17 protein-coding genes are annotated in these 20,625 nt (G+C 45.5%); 8 read left to right on the forward strand and 9 right to left on the reverse strand.

The genetic code is table 11. The features are described 5' to 3' along the window. Positions 1-93: 93 nt before the first annotated feature. The gene (aceB, locus tag BSZ04_RS20810; RefSeq protein WP_005424786.1) at positions 94-1,722 is read right to left on the reverse strand and encodes a malate synthase A; all 1,629 of its coding nucleotides are present in this window, start codon (positions 1,720-1,722) and stop codon (positions 94-96) included. A 606-nt stretch (positions 1,723-2,328) separates the two neighbouring features. Further along, positions 2,329-3,234, reverse strand: a complete 906-nt coding sequence (locus BSZ04_RS20815; RefSeq protein WP_005440336.1) for a hydrogen peroxide-inducible genes activator — start codon at positions 3,232-3,234, stop codon at positions 2,329-2,331. 200 nt (positions 3,235-3,434) lie between these two features. Here BSZ04_RS20815 and BSZ04_RS20820 point away from each other — a divergent pair, with 200 nt between their 5' ends. The 6 genes from BSZ04_RS20820 to BSZ04_RS20845 all read left to right on the forward strand — a co-directional run bounded on the left by BSZ04_RS20820 (position 3,435) and on the right by BSZ04_RS20845 (position 8,198). After that, entirely contained in the window at positions 3,435-4,043 is a 609-nt protein-coding gene (locus BSZ04_RS20820) for a peroxiredoxin C (protein ID WP_005424820.1), read from the forward strand. Between the two features lie 277 nt (positions 4,044-4,320). Beyond that, positions 4,321-5,064 carry a copper homeostasis protein CutC gene (locus BSZ04_RS20825; protein WP_088881290.1) on the forward strand — a complete coding sequence of 248 codons (744 nt, stop codon included), beginning with the start codon at positions 4,321-4,323 and terminating at the stop codon, positions 5,062-5,064. A 66-nt stretch (positions 5,065-5,130) separates the two neighbouring features. Next, complete coding sequence (gene ppk2, locus BSZ04_RS20830) at positions 5,131-5,907, forward strand: polyphosphate kinase 2 (RefSeq protein WP_010446121.1); 777 nt, start codon at positions 5,131-5,133, stop codon at positions 5,905-5,907. A 9-nt stretch (positions 5,908-5,916) separates the two neighbouring features. After that, positions 5,917-6,849, forward strand: a complete 933-nt coding sequence (locus BSZ04_RS20835; protein ID WP_088881291.1) for a LysR family transcriptional regulator — start codon at positions 5,917-5,919, stop codon at positions 6,847-6,849. Between the two features lie 138 nt (positions 6,850-6,987). Continuing rightward, positions 6,988-7,632, forward strand: a complete 645-nt coding sequence (locus tag BSZ04_RS20840; protein WP_088881292.1) for a YadA C-terminal domain-containing protein — start codon at positions 6,988-6,990, stop codon at positions 7,630-7,632. Positions 7,633-7,664: 32 nt separating this feature from the next. Next, the gene (locus tag BSZ04_RS20845; RefSeq protein ID WP_338063134.1) at positions 7,665-8,198 is read left to right on the forward strand and encodes a hypothetical protein; all 534 of its coding nucleotides are present in this window, start codon (positions 7,665-7,667) and stop codon (positions 8,196-8,198) included. Here BSZ04_RS20845 and phoU read toward each other — a convergent pair. Genes phoU through BSZ04_RS20865 form a run of 4 tightly spaced genes read right to left on the reverse strand, consistent with a single transcriptional unit; the run spans position 8,185 to position 13,651 of the window. After that, positions 8,185-8,892: a phosphate signaling complex protein PhoU gene (gene phoU, locus BSZ04_RS20850; protein WP_045393605.1), complete on the reverse strand. Its 708-nt coding sequence runs from the start codon at positions 8,890-8,892 to the stop codon at positions 8,185-8,187. The genes BSZ04_RS20845 and phoU overlap by 14 nt on opposite strands. Before the next feature lie 32 nt (positions 8,893-8,924). Beyond that, complete coding sequence (gene pstB, locus BSZ04_RS20855) at positions 8,925-9,743, reverse strand: phosphate ABC transporter ATP-binding protein PstB (protein WP_010446113.1); 819 nt, start codon at positions 9,741-9,743, stop codon at positions 8,925-8,927. A gap of 2 nt (positions 9,744-9,745) precedes the next feature. Continuing rightward, positions 9,746-11,419, reverse strand: a complete 1,674-nt coding sequence (pstA, locus tag BSZ04_RS20860) for a phosphate ABC transporter permease PstA (RefSeq protein WP_038885639.1) — start codon at positions 11,417-11,419, stop codon at positions 9,746-9,748. A 27-nt stretch (positions 11,420-11,446) separates the two neighbouring features. After that, positions 11,447-13,651 carry an ABC transporter permease subunit gene (locus BSZ04_RS20865; RefSeq protein ID WP_088881293.1) on the reverse strand — a complete coding sequence of 735 codons (2,205 nt, stop codon included), beginning with the start codon at positions 13,649-13,651 and terminating at the stop codon, positions 11,447-11,449. Between the two features lie 212 nt (positions 13,652-13,863). On the opposite strand from BSZ04_RS20865, the gene ppk1 reads away from it, so the two are divergent. Both ppk1 and ppx read left to right on the forward strand, forming a co-directional pair. Continuing rightward, positions 13,864-15,954, forward strand: a complete 2,091-nt coding sequence (gene ppk1, locus BSZ04_RS20870; protein ID WP_088881294.1) for a polyphosphate kinase 1 — start codon at positions 13,864-13,866, stop codon at positions 15,952-15,954. Then, positions 15,938-17,443 (forward strand): exopolyphosphatase, encoded by a 1,506-nt coding sequence (ppx, locus tag BSZ04_RS20875; protein ID WP_088881295.1) that lies wholly within the window; start codon positions 15,938-15,940, stop codon positions 17,441-17,443. Before ppk1 ends, ppx begins: the two co-directional genes overlap by 17 nt. A 31-nt stretch (positions 17,444-17,474) precedes the next feature. On the opposite strand, the gene BSZ04_RS20880 is transcribed toward ppx, so the two are convergent. Genes BSZ04_RS20880 through phoB form a run of 3 tightly spaced genes read right to left on the reverse strand, consistent with a single transcriptional unit; the run spans position 17,475 to position 20,468 of the window. After that, positions 17,475-18,440, reverse strand: a complete 966-nt coding sequence (locus BSZ04_RS20880) for a PstS family phosphate ABC transporter substrate-binding protein (protein ID WP_088881296.1) — start codon at positions 18,438-18,440, stop codon at positions 17,475-17,477. Continuing rightward, positions 18,440-19,738: a phosphate regulon sensor histidine kinase PhoR gene (gene phoR, locus BSZ04_RS20885; RefSeq protein WP_088881297.1), complete on the reverse strand. Its 1,299-nt coding sequence runs from the start codon at positions 19,736-19,738 to the stop codon at positions 18,440-18,442. Before phoR ends, BSZ04_RS20880 begins: the two co-directional genes overlap by 1 nt. A 40-nt stretch (positions 19,739-19,778) precedes the next feature. Next, a complete protein-coding gene (gene phoB / locus BSZ04_RS20890) occupies positions 19,779-20,468 on the reverse strand; it encodes a phosphate regulon transcriptional regulator PhoB (RefSeq protein ID WP_010446098.1) in 690 nt (229 codons plus the stop codon). Between the last annotated feature and the right edge of the window lie 157 nt (positions 20,469-20,625).

Consider the following 20,625-nt stretch of genomic DNA (forward strand, 5'->3'; position numbering starts at 1 on the left):
CAGGCAGTACATCCTTATCTGCCTCGAATCCTTCACGTATTGGTTAAATAAACATGTATTAGTGAAATAAAATTAGTGTTCTAAATCTTTGGCTTAATCCAAGTAGTCATAACCTGGAATGGTTAAAAAGTTGGTCAGCTCATCGCTGGTGGTGAGCCTAGCCATCAAGTCTGCTGCTTCTTCAAATCGACCTGCTTGGTAGCGCTGCTCGCCAATTTCTTGCTTCACGACTTCAATCTCTTCTTTCAGATAGAGTTCGAACAGCTCTTTAGTGACCTTCAATCCGTTGTCGAGCGACTTGCCGTGTTGAATCCATTGCCAGATAGAGGCGCGTGAGATTTCTGCCGTTGCTGCGTCTTCCATCAGTCCGTAAATCGGCACACAACCGTTGCCAGAGATCCAAGCTTCGATGTATTGCAACGCAACGCGGATGTTATGACGCATACCTTCTTCTGAGCGTTCACCCTCGCACGGTTCAAGTAACTCTGCGGCGGTGATTGGCGCGTCTTCTGAGCGGCTCACATCCAATTGGTTAGTGCGCTGCCCCAGTGTGGCACTGAACACTTCCATAGCAGTGTCTGCCAACCCCGGGTGAGCAACCCAAGTGCCGTCATGACCGTTGTTAGCTTCTAGCGATTTATCGTTATGGATCTTATCCAGTACTTTTTGGTTTTCTTGTGGGTCTTTAGCCGGAATAAAGGCTGCCATGCCGCCCATCGCAAATGCGCCACGTTTATGACAAGTACGCACCAACAATCTTGAGTAAGCGTTGAGGAATGGCTTGTCCATGGTCACCACTTGGCGATCCGGAAGTACGCGATCTGGGTGGTTTTTCAGTGTTTTGATGTAGCTAAAGATGTAATCCCAGCGACCACAGTTCAAACCAACGATGTGCTCTTTCAATGAGAACAGAATCTCATCCATTTCGAATACGGCTGGTAAGGTTTCAATCAATACAGTCGCTTTGATGGTGCCTGTATCCAAACCGAAATATTCTTCAGTGAAATGGAACACCTCGCTCCACCACTTCGCTTCATGATGCGATTGCAGCTTCGGAATGTAGAAGTAAGGACCGCTTCCCTTTTTCAGTAGCGCTTTGTAGTTGTTGTAGAAGTACAGAGCGAAATCGAATAGCGCACCTGGAATGATCTGACCGTGCCACGTTACGTGTTTTTCTTTTAGATGCAGTCCGCGAACACGGCAGATCAACACCGCTGGGTCTTCTGCCAGCTGATAGTGTTTGCCATTGCCAGGGTTGGTGTAGCTGATGGTGCCATTAACAGCGTCGCGCAGGTTAATTTGACCATCCAGAACTTTACTCCACGCAGGGGACATCGAATCTTCGAAGTCTGCCATGAACACTTTTACATTCGCATTCAGTGCGTTAATCACCATCTTGCGATCGGTTGGTCCAGTGATTTCCACTCGGCGATCTTGCAGATCTTGTGGGATTCCAAGGATCTTCCAGCTTCCTTCACGAATGTCTTGTGTCTCTGGTAGAAAGTCTGGCAGCTCACCAGCGTCGATGCGTGCTTGCTTCTCTTCTCGTGCTTCCAGCAACTGTTCAACACGTCCGGCAAATTTTTCACACAGTAGAGATAAAAAGGTTTGGGCTTCAACAGGGAAAATTGCTTGATGTTCAGGAGCAACGACTCCATTCACCTCAAGCATGCCTTGGGTTTGCTTTAGTTGTTGTGTTTTTTGTTCTGTCTGAGCAAGCATAATCATTCATCCTTAACGTGCTTTATCCATCTTGGGCAGTCAGCCTAAAGCTACATTTGTAAGTTATGAACAACAAATTACATCCTTCGATTTGGTGTTCACTTCGCTTCGTCGTGTCTATACCTTGCGCAACCTGAATTGCTTTTTCAATCTAGACATAAGTCTTACAAGCCTTTAATTAAGCTAACCCAACAAAGGTTTAAGCGAAACCCCTCAAGTAAACAAAACGTTAAATTCAAAGTTTTATTCGGTATCAAACAAGTGTTTGATTTCTGAGTTTAATTTGTAAGTTATTACGTAATTTAATTACACTAATTTTACAGACCATTTTAAAATTCAAACAAGCGTATGAATAGTGAGGCAGGAGAAAAAACCTTGTATTCACAAGGGCTAGGAAGAGGAAATTAAACGCAACTTAAACGCGTTACACAGGCAGTTGTGTAAAATTAACATTGTGAAATTTCACTATTTTATGAAAGCTTCATGAAAGTTCGTCTGTAAAATTTTACAAGTTAAAGTTCACGTACAGAATAAAATGCTAAAAAGCGCACCATTTCTAGTGCGCTTTTTGATATTAGATCGGGAGTAGCAGGCTAATACTAATAGCTAAAGCAGTTCAGAGACGACTTCTGCCAATTGATTGAAAGTGTTTGATCGTGACGAGCTTGGACGCCAAACCAAACCAATATCGCGATACGCTTGCTGACCAGGGGGGTCGATCACCACTAAGTTCTGGTTGTGTAGCAAACCATGATCAATCGCCATTTGCGGAATAAACGTGGTGCCCAGACCATTAGCCACCATTTGCACCAATGTATGAAGACTGGTTGCGGTGAATGGGTTGATCTTCTCTTTGTCCGTCAACTTACACGCTGAAACCGCGTGCTCAGTAAGGCAGTGTTCTTTCTCTAATAAGAAGACGGATTCATCTGGCAAATCTGCATAACGGATCGGCACAGGAACGGAATCTGCTTGATTGGCACTGATCACCATGCGGAACGGGTCTTGACCGACTACGCGACTTTCCATTCCCTCTATCTCTACAGGTAGAGCCAGAATCAATACGTCCAATTCACCGTGGCGAAGTGCTTGCAGCAAGTTCGTCGTCGTATCTTCTCTTAACAGAAGGTTTAATTGAGGGAAGCGGTAGTTCACCTCTTGAACAAGGTCGCACAACAAGAAAGGAGCAATGGTCGGAATACAACCTACTTTAAGCTGCCCTTCCATATCGTCGCCTTGACATAGGCGACCCAGTTCGACGAGATCTTGACCTTTCGCAAGCAATTCGCGACCGTGCTGTACCACCATCTCGCCTGCTTGGGTGAATACCAATGGGCTTTTCTTATCTTTCTTTTCATAAAGCGGGCAACCAATCAACTCTTCAAGGTTTTGGATTCCCTTACTTAAAGTCGATTGACTAACAAAACAACGCTCAGCCGCGTCACTAAAATGTCGAGTTTCGTGCAGAGTGACCAAATAGTGTAACTGCTTCAAGCTAGGCCATTTATTCATAATTCTATTTGTATCTATTGCTGTTCCAGTGATCGAGATAATAGTTTCGTTATTATCGCTTTTTTCGATGAACTCAATCTATTTATTTCGCTTTTTTCCATACTACAATCTGTACTATAGTTTGTCTCGCACAAACAAGGACCAAACCTAAATAACTGAATATAGGTTTGGATCAAACCAAATTTTTTAGGAGCAAAAAAATGGTACTAGTAGGTCGTCAAGCCCCTGACTTTACTGCAGCAGCTGTTCTAGGTAACGGTGAAATCGTTGAAAACTTCAACTTTGCAGAATTCACTAAAGGTAAGAAAGCAGTAGTATTCTTCTACCCACTAGATTTCACTTTCGTTTGCCCATCTGAGCTAATCGCATTCGACAACCGTCTAGCTGATTTCCAAGCTAAAGGTGTTGAAGTAATCGGTGTTTCTATCGATTCTCAGTTCTCTCACAACGCATGGCGTAACACTGCTATCGAAGATGGCGGTATCGGTCAAGTTAAATACCCACTAGTTGCTGACGTTAAGCACGAAATCTGTAAAGCGTACGATGTAGAGCACCCAGAAGCAGGCGTTGCTTTCCGTGGTTCTTTCCTAATCGACGAAGACGGTCTTGTACGTCACCAAGTAGTTAACGATCTACCACTAGGTCGTAACATCGACGAAATGCTACGCATGGTTGATGCACTAAACTTCCACCAGAAGCACGGCGAAGTATGTCCTGCACAATGGGAAGAAGGTAAAGCAGGTATGGACGCATCTCCAAAAGGTGTTGCAGCGTTCCTATCTGAGCACGCAGACGACCTAAGCAAGTAATAGACACTGCCACCCAAGCTCAATGGGTGTGTTGGTTGGATGTATATATAAAGCAAAAAGCTATAGCGGAAAAACCGCAAACGCCAATCAGTCTAAGTAAAGTCATAAAAAAGCCCAGAGTTCTGCTCTGGGTTTTCTTTTTTATCTGTGCTCTTAAAAAGCAAAAGAGGCAAGCATCACGCAAAAAGTTTACCTCTATTTCCCTCGGTCTCAGTACAGATTCTCCCCTTTCGTCCTGCTAGTATTTGCTGTAATGACAATAATTCAGGGCACCCTCGTGAACACTCAACTTGAAGTTTGTATTGATAACATTGAATCTCTTCATAACGCGATTGCCGGTGGCGCAACCCGCATCGAACTCTGCTCTTCTCTTGCTTTAGGTGGCTTAACCCCAAGCTACGGCTTTATGCAGCAAGCCGCTAAACAATCTACGATTCCGGTTTACGGTATGATTCGCCCACGCCAAGGTGACTTCTTCTACAGTGAGGAAGAAATCGAAATGATGCGTTGGGATATTGAAGCCGCTAAACAAGCAGGCCTGGACGGTGTCGTACTCGGCGTGCTCACTCAAGACGGCGACATTAATATGCCGTACGCAACTGCACTGTGTGAATTTGCTCAAGCGCTTGGCTTAGGCGTGACTTTCCATCGTGCCTTTGACCAATGTCGTGACGCTGAAAAAGCGTTAGAAGAAGTGATCAGCTTAGGCTGTGAGCGTATTTTGACTTCTGGCCTTGCACCTTCGGCACCGCAAGGTATCGATGTGCTTAGAGCTTTGGTCGAGCAAGCACAAGGACGCATTGCGATCATGGCAGGCGCCGGTGTGAATGCAGACAATGTTGGCCAGCTCGTTGAACAAGCCAAAGTCACTGAAGTGCATTTATCTGGCAAGACTACTCGTCCAAGTCACATGACCTTTATTGCGGAGCAAAGCAAAATGGGCGCTGCCGATGTGGATGATTTTTCGATTCCAGTCACTAACACCGATGCTATCGCGAACATGGTAACAGCTCTCAATTAGGGGTTTTCAAATCCCGCCTTTGGTTATTGAGTGCTAACATGTTGATAACTAAGGATGGGAGGATTCATGGCGAAACTTAAAAAAAAGGAATACGAAAAAGAGTTAGAGAAGCTACAGATTGAGTTAGTTAAGCTCCAAGAATGGGTTAAGCATAAAGGGCTCAAAGTCGTGGTTCTGTTCGAAGGTCGTGATGCAGCAGGTAAAGGCGGAACCATCAAACGCATCACAGAAAAACTCAATCCTCGCGTCTGCCGTATCGCAGCCCTTCCCACGCCAACTGAAAAAGAAAAAACACAATGGTATTTCCAGCGCTACGTGGCACATTTACCAGCTGCAGGAGAGATCGTTTTATTTGACCGCAGTTGGTACAACCGAGCCGGTGTCGAGAAAGTGATGGGCTTTTGCACTCCAGACCAATATGAGGAATTTCTCCGTTCTTGTCCGGAGTTCGAACGCATGTTACTGCGCTCAGGTATCATATTGATAAAGTATTGGTTTTCGGTTTCAGATGAAGAGCAAGAGAAACGCTTTTTGGAACGTATCAACACTCCGATAAAACACTGGAAGTTCAGTCCGATGGATTTGGAGTCGCGCAATCGCTGGGCAGAGTATTCCGAAGCCAAAGATAAAATGTTTGCTTACACTGATACCAAAAGTTGCCCTTGGTGGGTAGTCCCTTCTGATGATAAAAAGAAAGCTCGGTTGAATTGCATCAGCCATCTACTCAGTCAAGTCGAGTATGAAGAGCTAGAACATCCAGAAATCGAACTGCCGAAACTGAATAAAAAAGGCTACGTCAGAGCACCAATTGATGAGCAAACCTTTGTTCCCGAAAAATACTAGAGATACACCATGGCAAAAGACCTGTTCCATACCCTTGACCTAAATCTGCTCAAAACCTTTATGATTTTGATGCAGGAGCGAAACATGCGTAAAGCCTCACAGCGCTTGTTTGTCTCCCAGCCAGCCATCAGTCAAGCGCTACAAAAGCTACGCAACCACTTCGATGACGAGCTGTTCGTAAAGGTCAAAACAGGTCTTGAACCAACACCTTTTGCAGAATCCCTCGCTAATGATATTACGCCTCACCTTGATGGCTTAGCGGCGGCGGTTAACCGTTCTCATCAATTTGAGCCAGCAGAAGTGGATCATAAAATCCGTATCGCACTGGCACCGATTACAATGACTTGCCTACCCGGGTTTCTGTTCGAACAGATGCGTTCCCTTGCCCCTAATGCTCAACTTGAATTGGTTGGTTGGTCAAACAGCACTGTCGATGAAATCTTAAAGGGTGAAACACTGATAGGTGTGAACTACGAATTACTCCTTAGCAATAAAGAGATATACACACCTAAAATACTGGATTTGAAGGGACGTATTTTTGTTCGAGAAGGGCACCCTATTACCAAATCACACGTAGAACCTAAAGACTTAACGGGCTACCCGATTGCCTCTTTGATTTCTCCGGGATGGAACGACAAGTTCAGTTATGCCTCTGAACTTCTCAGCGAAATGGGCATTGAACATACCATTGGTTTTCGCTCAGAAATGGTCACAGCAATACTTGATGTACTGAAACATACTGATATGTATTTGCCTCATTCCAATCTGTTCCCGGTAGAGCAGTTTCCTGGCCTTAGAGCTATCGATTTGACCATCGATGATCAACCACAAATGAAGTCCGTGCATTGTCACATGCATGTTCGAAACCGGAATAACCCACTAGTAAAATGGTTAACAGAGCTTATCCAACAAGGTCTAAAATTACAGACTGATAAGGTTTAATTATCACCAAGATAACGACAACCACTTAGTAATAAATAAAACTTCTCAATAAGATAGCCCTGCTTTTAAGGGAAATGACAAAAAGCGATTGCTTACGGTAAGGATGCTGTCCCTCGTTTACTTATTGAGAGTTCAGACATGACTAAAAAACTTGTAAAGCTAACCGCTGCTTGCACCCTACTGGCTTCTTTCAGCTCAGTTGCCGCTGTTGTGCCAGATCGTCCAAGTCCACAAGTGCCAACTAATCCAATAGAAGAACTACCCATTGCTCCACCGATTGAGGCTGCGCCAGAGCACCCAACACTACCGGAAGTAGACAACGGTGTCCCTGGGGTGCCAGATCGACCAAAGCCACAACTTCCAACCAATCCAATTGAAGAGCAGCCTGTTCACCCAATTGAAGATTCCAATCCGCCTAATCGACCTCAACCTGGTACTCCGGAGCAACCTATTGAACGCGATACCACAGATGAACGATTGATTCACTTGGAAGGGCTCGCGGCAGAATATGATTACCGCTTAAACCAACAAGCTGAACAAATGGATGGTATTCGTGCAAGCTTACACGCTGTCACCAACGCTCGACCTTACGCGACAAATGGTGAACTGGCTATCGGTGCCGGTGTTGGTTTCGCAGGAAGTAAAGAAGCAATAGCAATTGGCGGCGCTTACGGCTTAACGGACCAAGTTAGCCTTTCAGGTACATTCCACTATGAATCATCAGGTAAATACTCATCGTCTGACGTTGCTGGAGGTGTAGGTATCCAGTTTAACTTCAGATGATAAATGAATTTTGCATGTTGCCAAGGAGGGCGATGACAGGAGCAATAAATATGAAAAACCCCCTTTTAGTACTCACCTTGGTTTTACTACCAGGTGTCACTTCAGCGAAGAACCTACACATATCCCCTGAAATAAAAATGGGCCCATACTGGGGGGCTGGTATTTCAGGGGGAGGCTTGCAACTAGGGGGAACGGGTGTCCTCGGATTGGATGCTCTCTATATGAGCTACTCTCACACATCCGCTGAGTTATTATGGGATAAAGACCGATTAAAGACCTACCGAATAGGAGGCCAATATCAACTTTTAGACCATCCCAATAAGCTTGGCTTTCAAATTGAAGCAGGCCTCGTAGAGTATGAAGGGCAACGGGACTATATCTGGTCCGATAAATCAAGAAGCGCCCATGGTTCAGGAGCAAGCATTTCAGGCGCGTGGGTTCTGTTTATGAACGAACATGTTGGGCTTAGAGTAGGAGGCGACTTCAACTATATTGATAAAAAGAAAACCTTACTAGGCAATAGTTGGAGCGCGACCTTTTCGACAGGCATTGTTATTCATCTTTAGATAAAACGTCATCTAAACTTTGATCGCCGAGATGGCGTACATCTTTCCCTTTCACGAAGTAGATAATGTACTCACAAATATTCTGGCAACGGTCACCTACACGTTCAATGGCACGAGCCGACCACATCACTTGCAGAATGTGAGGAATATTTTTCGGGTCTTCCATCATATAAGTCATCAACTGGCGAATCACAGCTTCATATTCCGCGTCTAACTTATCGTCAAGCTTATGTACTTCTGCGGCCGCTTCCACATCCATTCGAGCAAAAGCATCGAGTACTTGGTGCAGCATTTGGATCGCCTGACGACATAAAGGCTCTAACGAGACTTGGAATTGGCGCTCTTGCGATGATGGGCTTTCGATCGCTACGTAGGCAATGCGTGTCGCAACATCACCAATGCGTTCAAGATCTGTGATGGTCTTAATGATAGCCATGATCAAGCGTAAGTCTTTTGCCGTAGGCTGACGCTTAGCGATGATACGAGTACAAGCGTCGTCAATAGAGACTTCCATCGCGTTCACTTTATGATCATCACGCACAACTTTACGTGCCAGTTCGATGTCTTCCTTATGTAAGGCTTGAATAGCATACGACAGTTGCTGCTCTACTAAGCCACCCATGGTAAGTACATGGGTACGAATCGATTCTAGCTCTACGTTAAATTGTCCTGAGATATGACGTCCAAAGTGCATGGCTTTCTTTTTAATCCTTGAAAGGTCGCGGCTTAACCGTAACGACCGGTGATGTAATCTTCGGTTTGTTTCTTCATTGGAGAGGTGAAGATCGAATCCGCATCCGAGTATTCAATCAACTTACCCATATGAATAAACGCAGTATGGTCGCTTACGCGCGCCGCCTGCTGCATGTTATGGGTAACGATAACCACAGTATATTGAGTCTTGAGCTCATTGATAAGCTCTTCAATAGTTAAAGTTGATATTGGATCCAATGCTGATGTCGGCTCATCTAATAATAGTACTTCTGGCTCAATCGCGACGGCACGTGCAATAACCAAGCGCTGCTGTTGTCCACCAGAAAGTCCAAATGCGTTCTCATGTAAACGGTCTTTAACTTCATCCCACAATGCCGCAGACCGCAACGAGCGCTCGACCGCATCATCCAAAGTTCGGCGAGTCTTAACGCCCTGCAGACGGAGGCCGTAAACCACATTCTCATAAATTGATTTAGGAAATGGATTAGGGCGTTGGAATACCATACCGACACGGCGACGCAATGTTGCCACGTCAACACTTGGGTTATAGACATTCTTACCGTGCAAACGAACTTTACCCGTCACCTTGCAGCCTTCCACTAAGTCGTTCATACGGTTAATGCAACGTAATAGTGTTGATTTACCACAGCCTGATGGGCCAATGAATGCCGTTACACGCCCTTTAGGAATGCGCATGGAAATATCGTGCAGCGCCTGAGCCTGACCATAGAAAAGATTAAGGTTCTCGATAGAGATAGCCGTTTGTTCATCCGTTAGATTATGAACATCCAAGGGCGGCTCATAACCCAATGTATTATCAAAGTTAAACATGCTTAATCTTGTCCTAAAGTTCGGTATTTCTCACGCAGGTTATTACGAATACTGATTGCTGTTAAGTTTAGTCCCACAATCACGGTCACGAGTAAGAAGGAAGTCGCGTAAACCAGCGGACGCGCGGCTTCAATATTTGACGTCTGGAATCCGACATCGTAGATGTGGAAGCCTAGGTGCATGAACTTTCTGTCCAAATGCACGTAAGGGAATTGCCCATCCACTGGCAAGCTAGAAGCCAGCTTCACAACTCCCACTAGCATCAAGGGTGCAACCTCACCCGCAGCACGAGCAATCGCTAGAATCAAACCAGTGATGATCGCAGGGGTTGCCATAGGCAAAACCACACGCCACAGTGTTTCAAACTGCGTTGCGCCTAAGGCTAGCGAACCATGACGAACAGAGCTTGGAATACGGGTTAAACCTTCTTCCGTGGTGACAATCACCACCGGTAACGTCAATACAGCTAACGTCAATGCTGACCACAACAAGCCCGGCGTACCAAAGGTTGGAGCAGGTAATCTTTCAGCGTAAAACAGGTTATCGATCGAGGCACCAATAGTGTAAACAAAGAAGCCCAAACCAAATACACCGTAAACAATCGAAGGAACACCAGCAAGGTTAATAACCGCAATGCGAATGACTCGAGTAAGCGCATTGTTCTTAGCGTACTCATGCAAATAGATCGCTGCCACCACCCCCAATGGCATCACGATGATCGACATAATGATAACCAAGAAAACTGTACCGAAAATCGCTGGGAAAACACCACCTTCAGAATTCGATTCGCGTGGGTCTTCTGAGAGGAACTTCCAAACCTGTTTCCCCCAATGAGCCACCTTTTCAGGCAGTGACATTTGGTTGGGATACCAGTAGTCCAAAATGTCTTCTAACGGAATCGAAACTTGAGTCCCGGTCATGTCTTCGACAATGAGCGCATAATCGGAGAAGCCCAAACGCAATCCATCAAGCTGCATGTCTAGCTTGGCTAACTCAGCTTCAATTTCTGCTTTGCGTTGGCTGTTGTTTGCCAAAAACTCTTCGGTGATAGTGTCATTAAGCTCGTGCTTGCGCTTGTCTAAGCGAAGCTGTTCTAGCTTCCAACCCAAGTCTTTTACTTGATCATCCACCAGCATGTCGATTTCGTGATGCAAGGTTTCTGCATCATCAAGCTTCTGATCCAAAAGCGTTTGAATGTTGTTTTCGTAGCGCGTGTTACCATCTTGGAAGGCAACAAACTTACCGAAAAAGTAGCCACCACTGCTGCGCTCAATCACTGCCCATTCGCCCGGCGTCGTCGGCTCATCCAACTGCATTTTCAGTACCGAGATAAAGTCAGCTGGGTACAATTCGCGGTTGGCAATTTTGATGTTCAAACGTGTCGCAAATTCTTCGTCATCCGCGAGTTTATTTGCCGCTTCTTTTGGTAGGTAACTTCTTGGTACGAAACTGCGCTCGTAAACCTGGCCAACCAGAATCGAGTTTTCATGCAGCACTTCGCCCTGCACCGGAGTCAGCGCAGCAACGTTCCATTGATAAAGTGGCGCAGGCCAGAAGTAAGTAAGCCCCTTCCAGCCAATCAATAGCAATAAACCGAGGACAGAAAGCAAACTGATACTCACTGCTCCCCCGGTTAACCAAATCCAAGGTGCGCCAGAACGAATCCAATTTAACACGCTATTACTCGCTCTTCCGTTAACTGATTACAACGCACGATATTTATCTCTTAGTCTTTGACGAACCCATTCTGCCAAGGCGTTCACCGCAAAGGTGAAGACAAACAAAATTAATGCCGATAGGAACAACAATCGGTAATGAGAACTGCCCACTTCCGACTCTGGCAATTCAACCGCAATGGTAGCCGACAAGCTGCGCAAGCCTTCTAGCACGTTCCAATCCATTAATGGCGTATTACCCGTCGCCATTAATACAATCATGGTTTCACCCACAGCACGACCAAGTCCCATCATGATTGCCGAGAAGATACCCGGACTGGCTGTCAGCAGGACCACATAAATCAGGGTTTGCCATGGCGTCGCGCCGAGTGCTAATGAACCATCCGATAAGTGCTTAGGTACAGAGAAAATCGCATCTTCGGCAATGGTGAAAATCGTTGGTATAACCGCAAATCCCATCGCCAAACCAACTACCAGCGCGTTACGTTGGTCAAAGCCAATACCATGGTCAGTCAAGAACAAACGCATGTCACCGCCAAAGAAGGCTTGCTCAAGCATTGGCGACACCCACACACCCAGCCCGATCAACAACAGAAGCAAAGGCATCAATACTAAGGCATGCCACCCATTAGGAAGGCGGTTACGTATCGGCTGTGGGATCAGTGCCCATAGACCGCCCATCACCATAGTGCTCAGCGGCAAAACAAACAACATCACCACAACGGTAATCAGATGGTCTTCCACAATCGGCGCGAACCAGAGCCCGGCAAGGAAACCAATAATAACCGTAGGCAAAGCTTCCATTAACTCGATTGATGGCTTCACCACTCGACGCATACGTGGCGACATAAAGTAAGCGGTATAAATTGCGCCAAGCACAGCCAGTGGTACTGAAAATAGCATCGCGAACATCGCCGCTTTGATAGTGCCAAACGCAATTGGCACTAAGCTGAATTTCGCTTCAAAGTCATCACTGGCAGAGGTAGATTGCCAAACGAATTCTGGCTCAGGGTAACCTTCATACCAAACCTTTTGCCACAAGGAGGACAGAGAGACTTCGGGGTACGGGTTATCAACGAACGCGACATTCAATTCGCCGTTTTGCCATGTAATCAGATAGCGCTCGTTATTCGACATCCCCGCCATCGCTGGCGCTTGTGTGTAGGCTCGCTTAAACAACACCAATTTCTCACTGGTGGTGTAATGGCTTTGCAACGTACCGTTGGTGTAAAAGCTGTAGAAACCTTTGCGGTGTGAATCGGGAAGTAAATACTTCAGCTCAGACGCCAACTTAAAATCACGAATGTGAGTCAAAGTACGTTTGTCGCCCTGCAACGTATCAAACCATTGCGATACACGACCATCGGTATGCGTAACGAGCAGAGAATACGCCCCAGCTAGCAAATCCATCGTTCTCACTGAATGCTTTGTATCACCTTGCGTTAGGTCGATCACTTCACGTACCGAGAACTTACTTTCATCTTTCACAAGTACGATTAACTCAGAGCCATTACGCAAGTACAAGTTTTGCCCATCAGGTGTTAACAGCATTTGGTCTGGCGAGTCAAAACCGGAAGAAAAGGTGTAATTAACCGTTATGGGTAGCGCATCTAGTACTTGGGGCTCTTGCCAACGAGCTTTAAGCACTCCGCTCTGAGTCTGCCATACTAGAGTTGGGAATTGTGGGGATGTACTAAAAACAAACTTTGTCACCGGGTCGCTGGCATCTGTCAGCTGCATGTTCATGCTTGAACTAAAAGGTATCACTTCCGGTGGACGAGTGTTTTCGCGCAGCGTCGCGTTAAACTCCGGCTTGAAAATATGTGCTTTACCTTGGCCATCGACTAAACCATACCACCCCAGTCCCGGTGCAGACTGAGAAAACGCCACTGGGTTGTTAGCTATCTGCTGAGTGTAAAGCGCAGGCTTGCTAGAATCATCAAGAGGTAGAAAACGAACTTCACCGGATTGGGTTAAAACCAAACCGATTTGAGAGTAATCATCAACGGAAATTGCGAGTGGCTTCCCGCTTTGGGTTGCACGAGCGGCATAATTGGTTTCGATCTCTGCATCAGAAAACAGAGGGATGATCACCATCGCGAGATAAACGAAGATCAACACAAGAGCAGCAAGGACGCCTACACCACCGGATGTCACTGCAATTCGGACTAAACGATCTTTAATCAATCGTTTCTTATCTTTCTCCTGCAATGAAAACTCGGCTTGTGCCATTGATCTCTCTACCCTTTTTTACTTAGTACTAGAATATGTCGTTAAGATGACAATTATATTACAGATCACATTAAACAACTGAAAAGAATACAACTCTTGTACAGATCTTATTATGAAATAAAACTGTAACGTAAACCTCACAATGTTCAGACTCATCATTTTGTATCTCACTGGTGAGTACGGATCTACTTTATTTTAGGCTAGGTAAGGTTATGAGCTCAGAAAAACTCTATATAGAAAAAGAACTTAGTTGGTTGTCTTTCAACGAGCGAGTACTACAAGAAGCCGCAGATAAAACCGTTCCTCTCATTGAGCGAATTCGATTTCTTGGAATCTTTTCCAATAACTTGGATGAGTTTTATAAAGTACGCTTTGCAGACGTAAAACGTCGGATCTTAATTAGCCAAGATCGAGGTGATAGTGATAACTCTAAGCACTTGTTAACTAAGATGCAAACCAAAGCTTTGAGGCTAAACGAGCAGTTTGATGAGCTATATAGTGAACTAATTAGGGAGATGGCTAGGCGCCGTATTTTCTTAGTAAACGAAAATCAGCTTGATGATACACAAAAGCGTTGGATCACCAAGTACTTCCGTAAAGAAGTGATGCCGCACATCACACCACTTTTGATCAAAGATGACATCGATGTTTTGCAATTTCTCAAAGACGAGTACGCATACATTACCGTTGACTTACGTAACGGCGATCAATCTCAATACGCTTTAATTGAAATCCCAACCGATCACTTACCTCGTTTCGTCATGCTACCTGAAAAAAAGGGCAAGCGACGTAAAACGATCATCCTGCTCGACAACATAATCCGCTATTGTCTCGATGAGCTATTTAAAGGCTTTTTTGAATATGATGAACTCAACGGTTATGCGATGAAAATGACTCGGGATGCTGAATATGACTTACGCTTTGAAATAGAATATAGCCTGCTTGAGCAAATGTCTGAAGGGGTAAATCAACGCCTCACTGCACTACCCGTTCGGTTTGTTTATGAACGTGATATGCCACAGAAAATGCTGAACTTCTTATGTAATAAACTGGGAATCTCTAGCTATGACAACCTCATTCCTGGTGGCCGTTATCATAATTTCAAGGACTTCATTGATTTTCCAAACGTTGGCCGTGACTACTTAGAAAACAAGCCAATGCCACCAATGAAGTGTGCCGACTTTGAAGGTTACGCAAACAGCTTTGAAGCAATTAAAACGAAAGACATATTGCTGCACTACCCTTATCACACCTTCGATCATATTTCTGAATTAGTTCGCCAAGCCTCTTTCGATCCAAAAGTCCTCAGTATAAAAATCAATATCTATCGCGTCGCTAAAGACTCACGCTTAATGAACTCGTTGATCGATGCGGTACACAATGGCAAGGGCGTCACGGTTGTTGTGGAGTTACAAGCTCGTTTCGATGAAGAAGCTAACATCGAGTGGTCTAAGATACTGACCGAGGCAGGTGTGCACGTTGTCTTTGGTGCGCCCGGCCTTAAGATCCACTCCAAATTACTCTTGATAAGTCGTCGAGAAGAAGGCGAGATTATTCGCTATGCCCATATTGGCACTGGGAACTTCCATGAAAAGACAGCACGCATCTACACTGATTTTTCCTTACTCACCGCCGATCAGGAGATCACCGACGAGGTACGTAATGTGTTCGGATATATCGAAAACCCGTACCGCCCAGTTAAGTTTAACCATTTGATTGTTTCTCCACGTAACTCTCGAACACAGCTATATCGTCTAATCGATGGTGAGATTGCGAATGCAAAAGCAGGAAAGAAAGCGATTTTGACCATCAAAGTCAATAACTTGGTCGACAAAGGCATCATCAATAAGCTCTATGGAGCCAGTAATGCGGGGGTGAAAGTCAATATGATAATCCGCGGTATGTGTTCACTCGTACCGGGTATTGAAGGGGTGAGTGAAAACATTCGTATTATCAGTATTGTTGACCGTTTCTTAGAGCACCCTCGCGTGATCATCACCCACAATAGTGGTGATCCACAAGTTTATATCTCGTCAGCTGACTGGATGACTCGCAACATCGACCACCGCATTGAGGTTGCTGTACCAATCCGCGATCCTCGTTTGAAACAAAGAATTATTGATATCACTAACATTCACTTTACCGATACGGTAAAGGCTCGCTTAATCGATAAAGAGATGAGCAATAGCTATGTACCACGAGGTAATCGTAAAAAAGTTCGCTCACAAGTTGCTATCTACGACTATCTTAAACATATAGAAAAGCAAATAAGAAAACAAAAATCAGATGCCTCAAATACTTGAACAAGATGTACGCCATATTGCCGCAATTGACCTCGGGTCGAACAGCTTCCATATGGTAGTGGCGAAAGTTGTGGGAAGTGATCTGCAATTAGTCAGCCGTCATAAACAACGCGTCCGCTTAGCTGCCGGACTCGATTCAGAGTTAAATCTCAGCCATGCCGCGATGGAGCGAGGCCTTGAGTGCCTCGCAATGTTCGCCGAACGCTTACAAGGCTTTGAAGCTTCAAACGTAAGAATTGCAGCCACCCACACCTTAAGGCGCGCTAACAACGCCCACCTCTTTATTAAACGAGCCAAAGAGGTGCTGCCTTTTCCAATTGAGATCATCCCGGGCGAAGAAGAAGCTCGCCTCATCTATCTTGGCGTCGCGCACACTCAAGCAGAATCTAACTCAAAGTTGGTCGTCGACATCGGCGGCGGAAGTACCGAGATGATCATCGGTCAAGAATTCGAACCTGAACTTCTCAACAGTAAGAAAATGGGTTGCGTGAGCTTTACCGAGCAGTTCTTCAACAATGGCAAACTGTCGAGTAAGAACTTCAGCAAAGCGATTCTCGCCGCAGAACAACGCATGGAATCCATTGCCTCAAAATACCGTAAGAAAGGCTGGGATATTGCTCTTGGATCTTCCGGTACTATCAAAGCAATACGCGAAGTCTTGATTGGTTTAGGTTATGAAGATGGGCTTGTCACCAATAAGCGTTTAGGCAAGCTTATCGACACGCTATGCGAGTTTGATTCCATTGATGATATCGAGCTTGTTGGTCTTAGTGACGAGCGTAAGCCAGTCTTTGCCGCAGGTGTAGCCATTTTATCTGCCATCTTCCAATCACTAAAAATCAACCAGATGTTCTTCTCGGATGGTGCGTTACGTGAGGGCTTGCTCTACGAGATGGAAGAGCGCTTCGCTCGTTCTGATATTCGTATGCGCACCACAGAGAACCTAGCTAAACAACATCGCGTTGATATTGAACACGCGGCACGCGTAAAAGGTCATGCAAGGGAGATGTTGAGCAATGTTCGTGCTGAACTTGGTATCAAGAAAAAGAGTGAGTTGTTTGATTTACTGGAATGGGCGGCTTTACTGCATGAAGTTGGCTTGAGCATCAGTCTGCGCGGCTTCCATCGTCACTCATTCTACATTCTTCTGCACTCCAACTTACCGGGCTTTAACCGCGAGCAGCAATTGGTATTGGCGACCTTAGCTCGCTTCCAACGTAAATCCCTTAAGCTGAGTGAGCTCCCAGAGTTCAATCTCTACAAAGAGAGTGACATCATCAGCTTAATTAAGATTCTGCGTCTAGCTATTGTGGTCAACGGTCAGCGCAACGACGATCCACTGCCAGAGCTGACGCTGTCGATACAAAAAAATAAGTGGGTACTTACCTGCACTGAACAAGATTGGCTGGAGAATAACAAACTGCTCGATGCCGATTTGCAGGAAGAACAGCAACGCTGGGAAAGCGCAGGATGGGTATTGAGCTTCTAACTGCAAATTCAATGAAACAAAAAAGGTCGGCTTACAAACCGACCTTTTTTAGTTCCTTTGCAGCAAAATCGGCAGTAATCGGAACATAACCGTCTTTCGCGACCAGTGCTTGCCCTTGGGCAGAGAACATAAAACGAATGAACTCAGATTCAATTGGGCTTAACGGATAATCAGGATGTTTATTCACGTATACATAGAGATAACGCGATAGTGGGTACTTACCTGAGATAATATTTTCACGCACTGGGCTAACGTAATCTGTGCCTGTTTTCGCAATAGGAACTAAACGAACCCCAGCAACTCGATAACCCACACCGGAGTAACCAACACCGCTAATCGTTGATGCGACAGACTGCACCACTGATGCTGATCCCGGCTGTTCATTCACACGAGTTTTGAAATCACCGCCACACAAGGCGTTACTTTTAAAGTAACCGTAGGTACCCGATACCGAGTTACGCCCAAACAACTGCAAGTTACGCTTTGCCCATTCAGCTTTGATGCCTAACTCACGCCAGTTAGTGATGAACTCACTTTCACCGCAGCGCAATGTCGCGGAAAACATCGCGTCCAGCTGATGGAAGTTAAGTCCTTTGATTGGATTATCTTGGTGCACAAAAATACCAATAGCATCAATCGCAACGCGAAGAGCCGTTGGCTTGTAACCATGCACCCGCTCAAATGCTTCGATCTCTCGCATACGCATTGAGCGACTCATTGGCCCGAATTGCGCAGTTTGCTCTGTTAACGCCGGTGGCGCAGTAGATGAGCCAGAAGCTTGTACCTGAGCATTAATGTTCGGGTAGATAGATTTAAATTCTTCCACCCAAAGCGTGGTCATACCCGCTAACGTATCTGAGCCGACAGACAATAAGTTACCGGCTATGCCAGTTGTCTTTTGATAATTCGGCAACGGTTCATCTTGTGCAAAAGCCACGCTGGAGAGTACCAGTGTGGCTAGAGTAACTTTCTTGATTACTTTGGATACGACGTTCATTACTTCACCACCAAACGACTTGGTAGAACGAAAGAGAACTTACTGCCAACGCCAACTTCACTGTGGATTTCGAGATGAGAATCATGGTGGCTCAACGCGTGCTTCACGATGGCTAAACCTAGACCGCTGCCCCCAGTATCTCGTGAACGAGCTTTATCCACGCGATAGAAACGTTCGGTCAATCGATGCAAGTGTTGTGGCTCAATACCATCACCGCTGTCTTCTACTTCTAGGCAAGCGCCTTGGGCAGTTTGATACCAACGAACGTTAATATGTGCCCCCGGAGGTGTGTATTTCACCGCGTTATACACCAAGTTAGAAATCGCACTACGCAGTTGGTCATCATCACCGAGCACACGCAGAGTAGAATCAACATCGAACTTCAACTGATGCTGATCATCGCCACTTAAGCTTACGGCCTCCTTCTCTAGCACTTCTAACATGCTAGGTACATTGACCACATCTTCCAGTTCATGCATTGGTGCCGCTTCAATTTTAGAAAGCGTCAGAAGCTGATTAACCAAGCTGTTCATGCGATTGAGCTGCTCTGTCATCACACCATGAGCTTTGGTCCACATTGGTCCAACAATCATGTCTGGATCTTCCGTCATCTCAAGATAGCCTTGCAGTACCGTCATCGGTGTACGAAGTTCATGAGATACGTTAGCGAAGAAGTTACGACGCATACCTTCAAGCTGTTTAAGTTGGCTCACATCACGCACCACCATCAGGTGTTCACCTTCGGTGTAAGGCACGATACGCAGCTCTAACATACGTTCGACGTTCAATGGCGAACGCATTTCTAGCGGCTCAGAGAAGTCTTGCTTGTTGATGTACTTAATAAAATCAGGAGTACGAATTAGGTTAGAAATAGGTTGTCCAGAATCTTCCGGCCAGTGGAAACCCAAAAGGTGCTGTGCAAGCTTGTTACACCACACGATATTGCCTTCAGCACGAAAGACCACCACCGCATCCGGCAGTGATTCAGCACCATTGCGGAAACGGCGAATTAAGTTGGTGAGCTCTTTGCGTTTGCGACGCTGACGTTGCTGCAAGCGGTACAAACCGTTAAACAACGATTCCCAGTTGCCACTGCCAGACGGTGGTGTCAGACGTTTTTCATCCCACAACCAAGCCGACAAACGCACCTGATTATGTAAATGCCATACAAGCTGCAAAGCCGTGGCAGCCAAAAGCAACCACGGCATATAACCGAATATCCAACCTATGATCACCCACGGGGTGTAAAAAAAAGCCAGCTCCCAGGCCAGCTTTTTCCAAGTCAATCTTTCAACCACTCATTACTCCATAAATGGTATTGATAAGCTGCTAACGATGTTATGCCTTTGTCGAGAAACGGTAACCTGCACCACGAACGGTTTGAATCAACTTGTCATGGCCCGCCATTTCAAGTGCTTTACGTAGACGACGGATATGCACATCAACGGTACGATCTTCTACATAAACATTAGTACCCCAAACGTTGTTTAGCAGTTGTTCACGGCTGTATACACGCTCTTGATGGGTCATAAAGAAGTGCAGCATTTTGAACTCTGTTGGTCCCATATCTACTGCTTCATCATTTGCGGTAACCCGGTGAGAAACAGGATCTAATTTCAGACCTTGAACATCAATCACATCTTCAAGCGCTGTCGGTGTCACGCGGCGAATTACCGCTTTAAGACGAGCAACCAGCTCTTTTGGTGAGAAAGGTTTAGTGATGTAGTCATCAGCGCCGACTTCTAAGCCGCGAACCTTATCTTCTTCTTCACCACGCGCGGTGAGCATCACTACAGGAATGTTACGAGTTAACTCTTCACGCTTCATGTGTTTGATGAAATTGATACCGCTACCGCCTGGTAGCATCCAGTCTAGTAACACTAAATCTGGGAAGGGTTCAGCCAGTTTGGTTACCGCAGTATCGTAATCTTCTGCTTCTACTGCTTGGTAACCTTTCTGTTCAAGCACGAAGCAGAGCATTTCGCGAATCGGAGCTTCGTCTTCAACAACCAGAATCCTTCTAGACATAATTGAATAACCTTATGTGAGTTGAGCTAATGAATTTCAAGGACAAAGCGCCCCTCTATGCATAAGCATTATTACCACCAATTATGACACTTTTGTGACCTTTGAAAACAAATTTTCATATAAGTTTCTTTTGAGATTCATCATGATCTTTTTCAAT

Origin of the sequence: Vibrio rotiferianus, from assembly GCF_002214395.1 — a bacterium.
GTDB lineage: Bacteria > Pseudomonadota > Gammaproteobacteria > Enterobacterales > Vibrionaceae > Vibrio > Vibrio rotiferianus.

Coding starts and splice junctions, on each gene's coding strand:
- aceB (WP_005424786.1), bottom strand. CDS start 1,722: ATGCTTGCTCAGACAGAACAAAAAACACAACAACTAAAGCAAACCCAA.
- BSZ04_RS20815 (WP_005440336.1), bottom strand. CDS start 3,234: ATGAATAAATGGCCTAGCTTGAAGCAGTTACACTATTTGGTCACTCTG.
- BSZ04_RS20820 (WP_005424820.1), top strand. CDS start 3,435: ATGGTACTAGTAGGTCGTCAAGCCCCTGACTTTACTGCAGCAGCTGTT.
- ppk2 (WP_010446121.1), top strand. CDS start 5,131: ATGGCGAAACTTAAAAAAAAGGAATACGAAAAAGAGTTAGAGAAGCTA.
- BSZ04_RS20835 (WP_088881291.1), top strand. CDS start 5,917: ATGGCAAAAGACCTGTTCCATACCCTTGACCTAAATCTGCTCAAAACC.
- BSZ04_RS20840 (WP_088881292.1), top strand. CDS start 6,988: ATGACTAAAAAACTTGTAAAGCTAACCGCTGCTTGCACCCTACTGGCT.
- BSZ04_RS20845 (WP_338063134.1), top strand. CDS start 7,665: ATGACAGGAGCAATAAATATGAAAAACCCCCTTTTAGTACTCACCTTG.
- phoU (WP_045393605.1), bottom strand. CDS start 8,892: ATGCACTTTGGACGTCATATCTCAGGACAATTTAACGTAGAGCTAGAA.
- pstB (WP_010446113.1), bottom strand. CDS start 9,743: ATGTTTAACTTTGATAATACATTGGGTTATGAGCCGCCCTTGGATGTT.
- BSZ04_RS20865 (WP_088881293.1), bottom strand. CDS start 13,651: ATGGCACAAGCCGAGTTTTCATTGCAGGAGAAAGATAAGAAACGATTG.
- ppk1 (WP_088881294.1), top strand. CDS start 13,864: ATGAGCTCAGAAAAACTCTATATAGAAAAAGAACTTAGTTGGTTGTCT.
- ppx (WP_088881295.1), top strand. CDS start 15,938: ATGCCTCAAATACTTGAACAAGATGTACGCCATATTGCCGCAATTGAC.
- BSZ04_RS20880 (WP_088881296.1), bottom strand. CDS start 18,440: ATGAACGTCGTATCCAAAGTAATCAAGAAAGTTACTCTAGCCACACTG.
- phoB (WP_010446098.1), bottom strand. CDS start 20,468: ATGTCTAGAAGGATTCTGGTTGTTGAAGACGAAGCTCCGATTCGCGAA.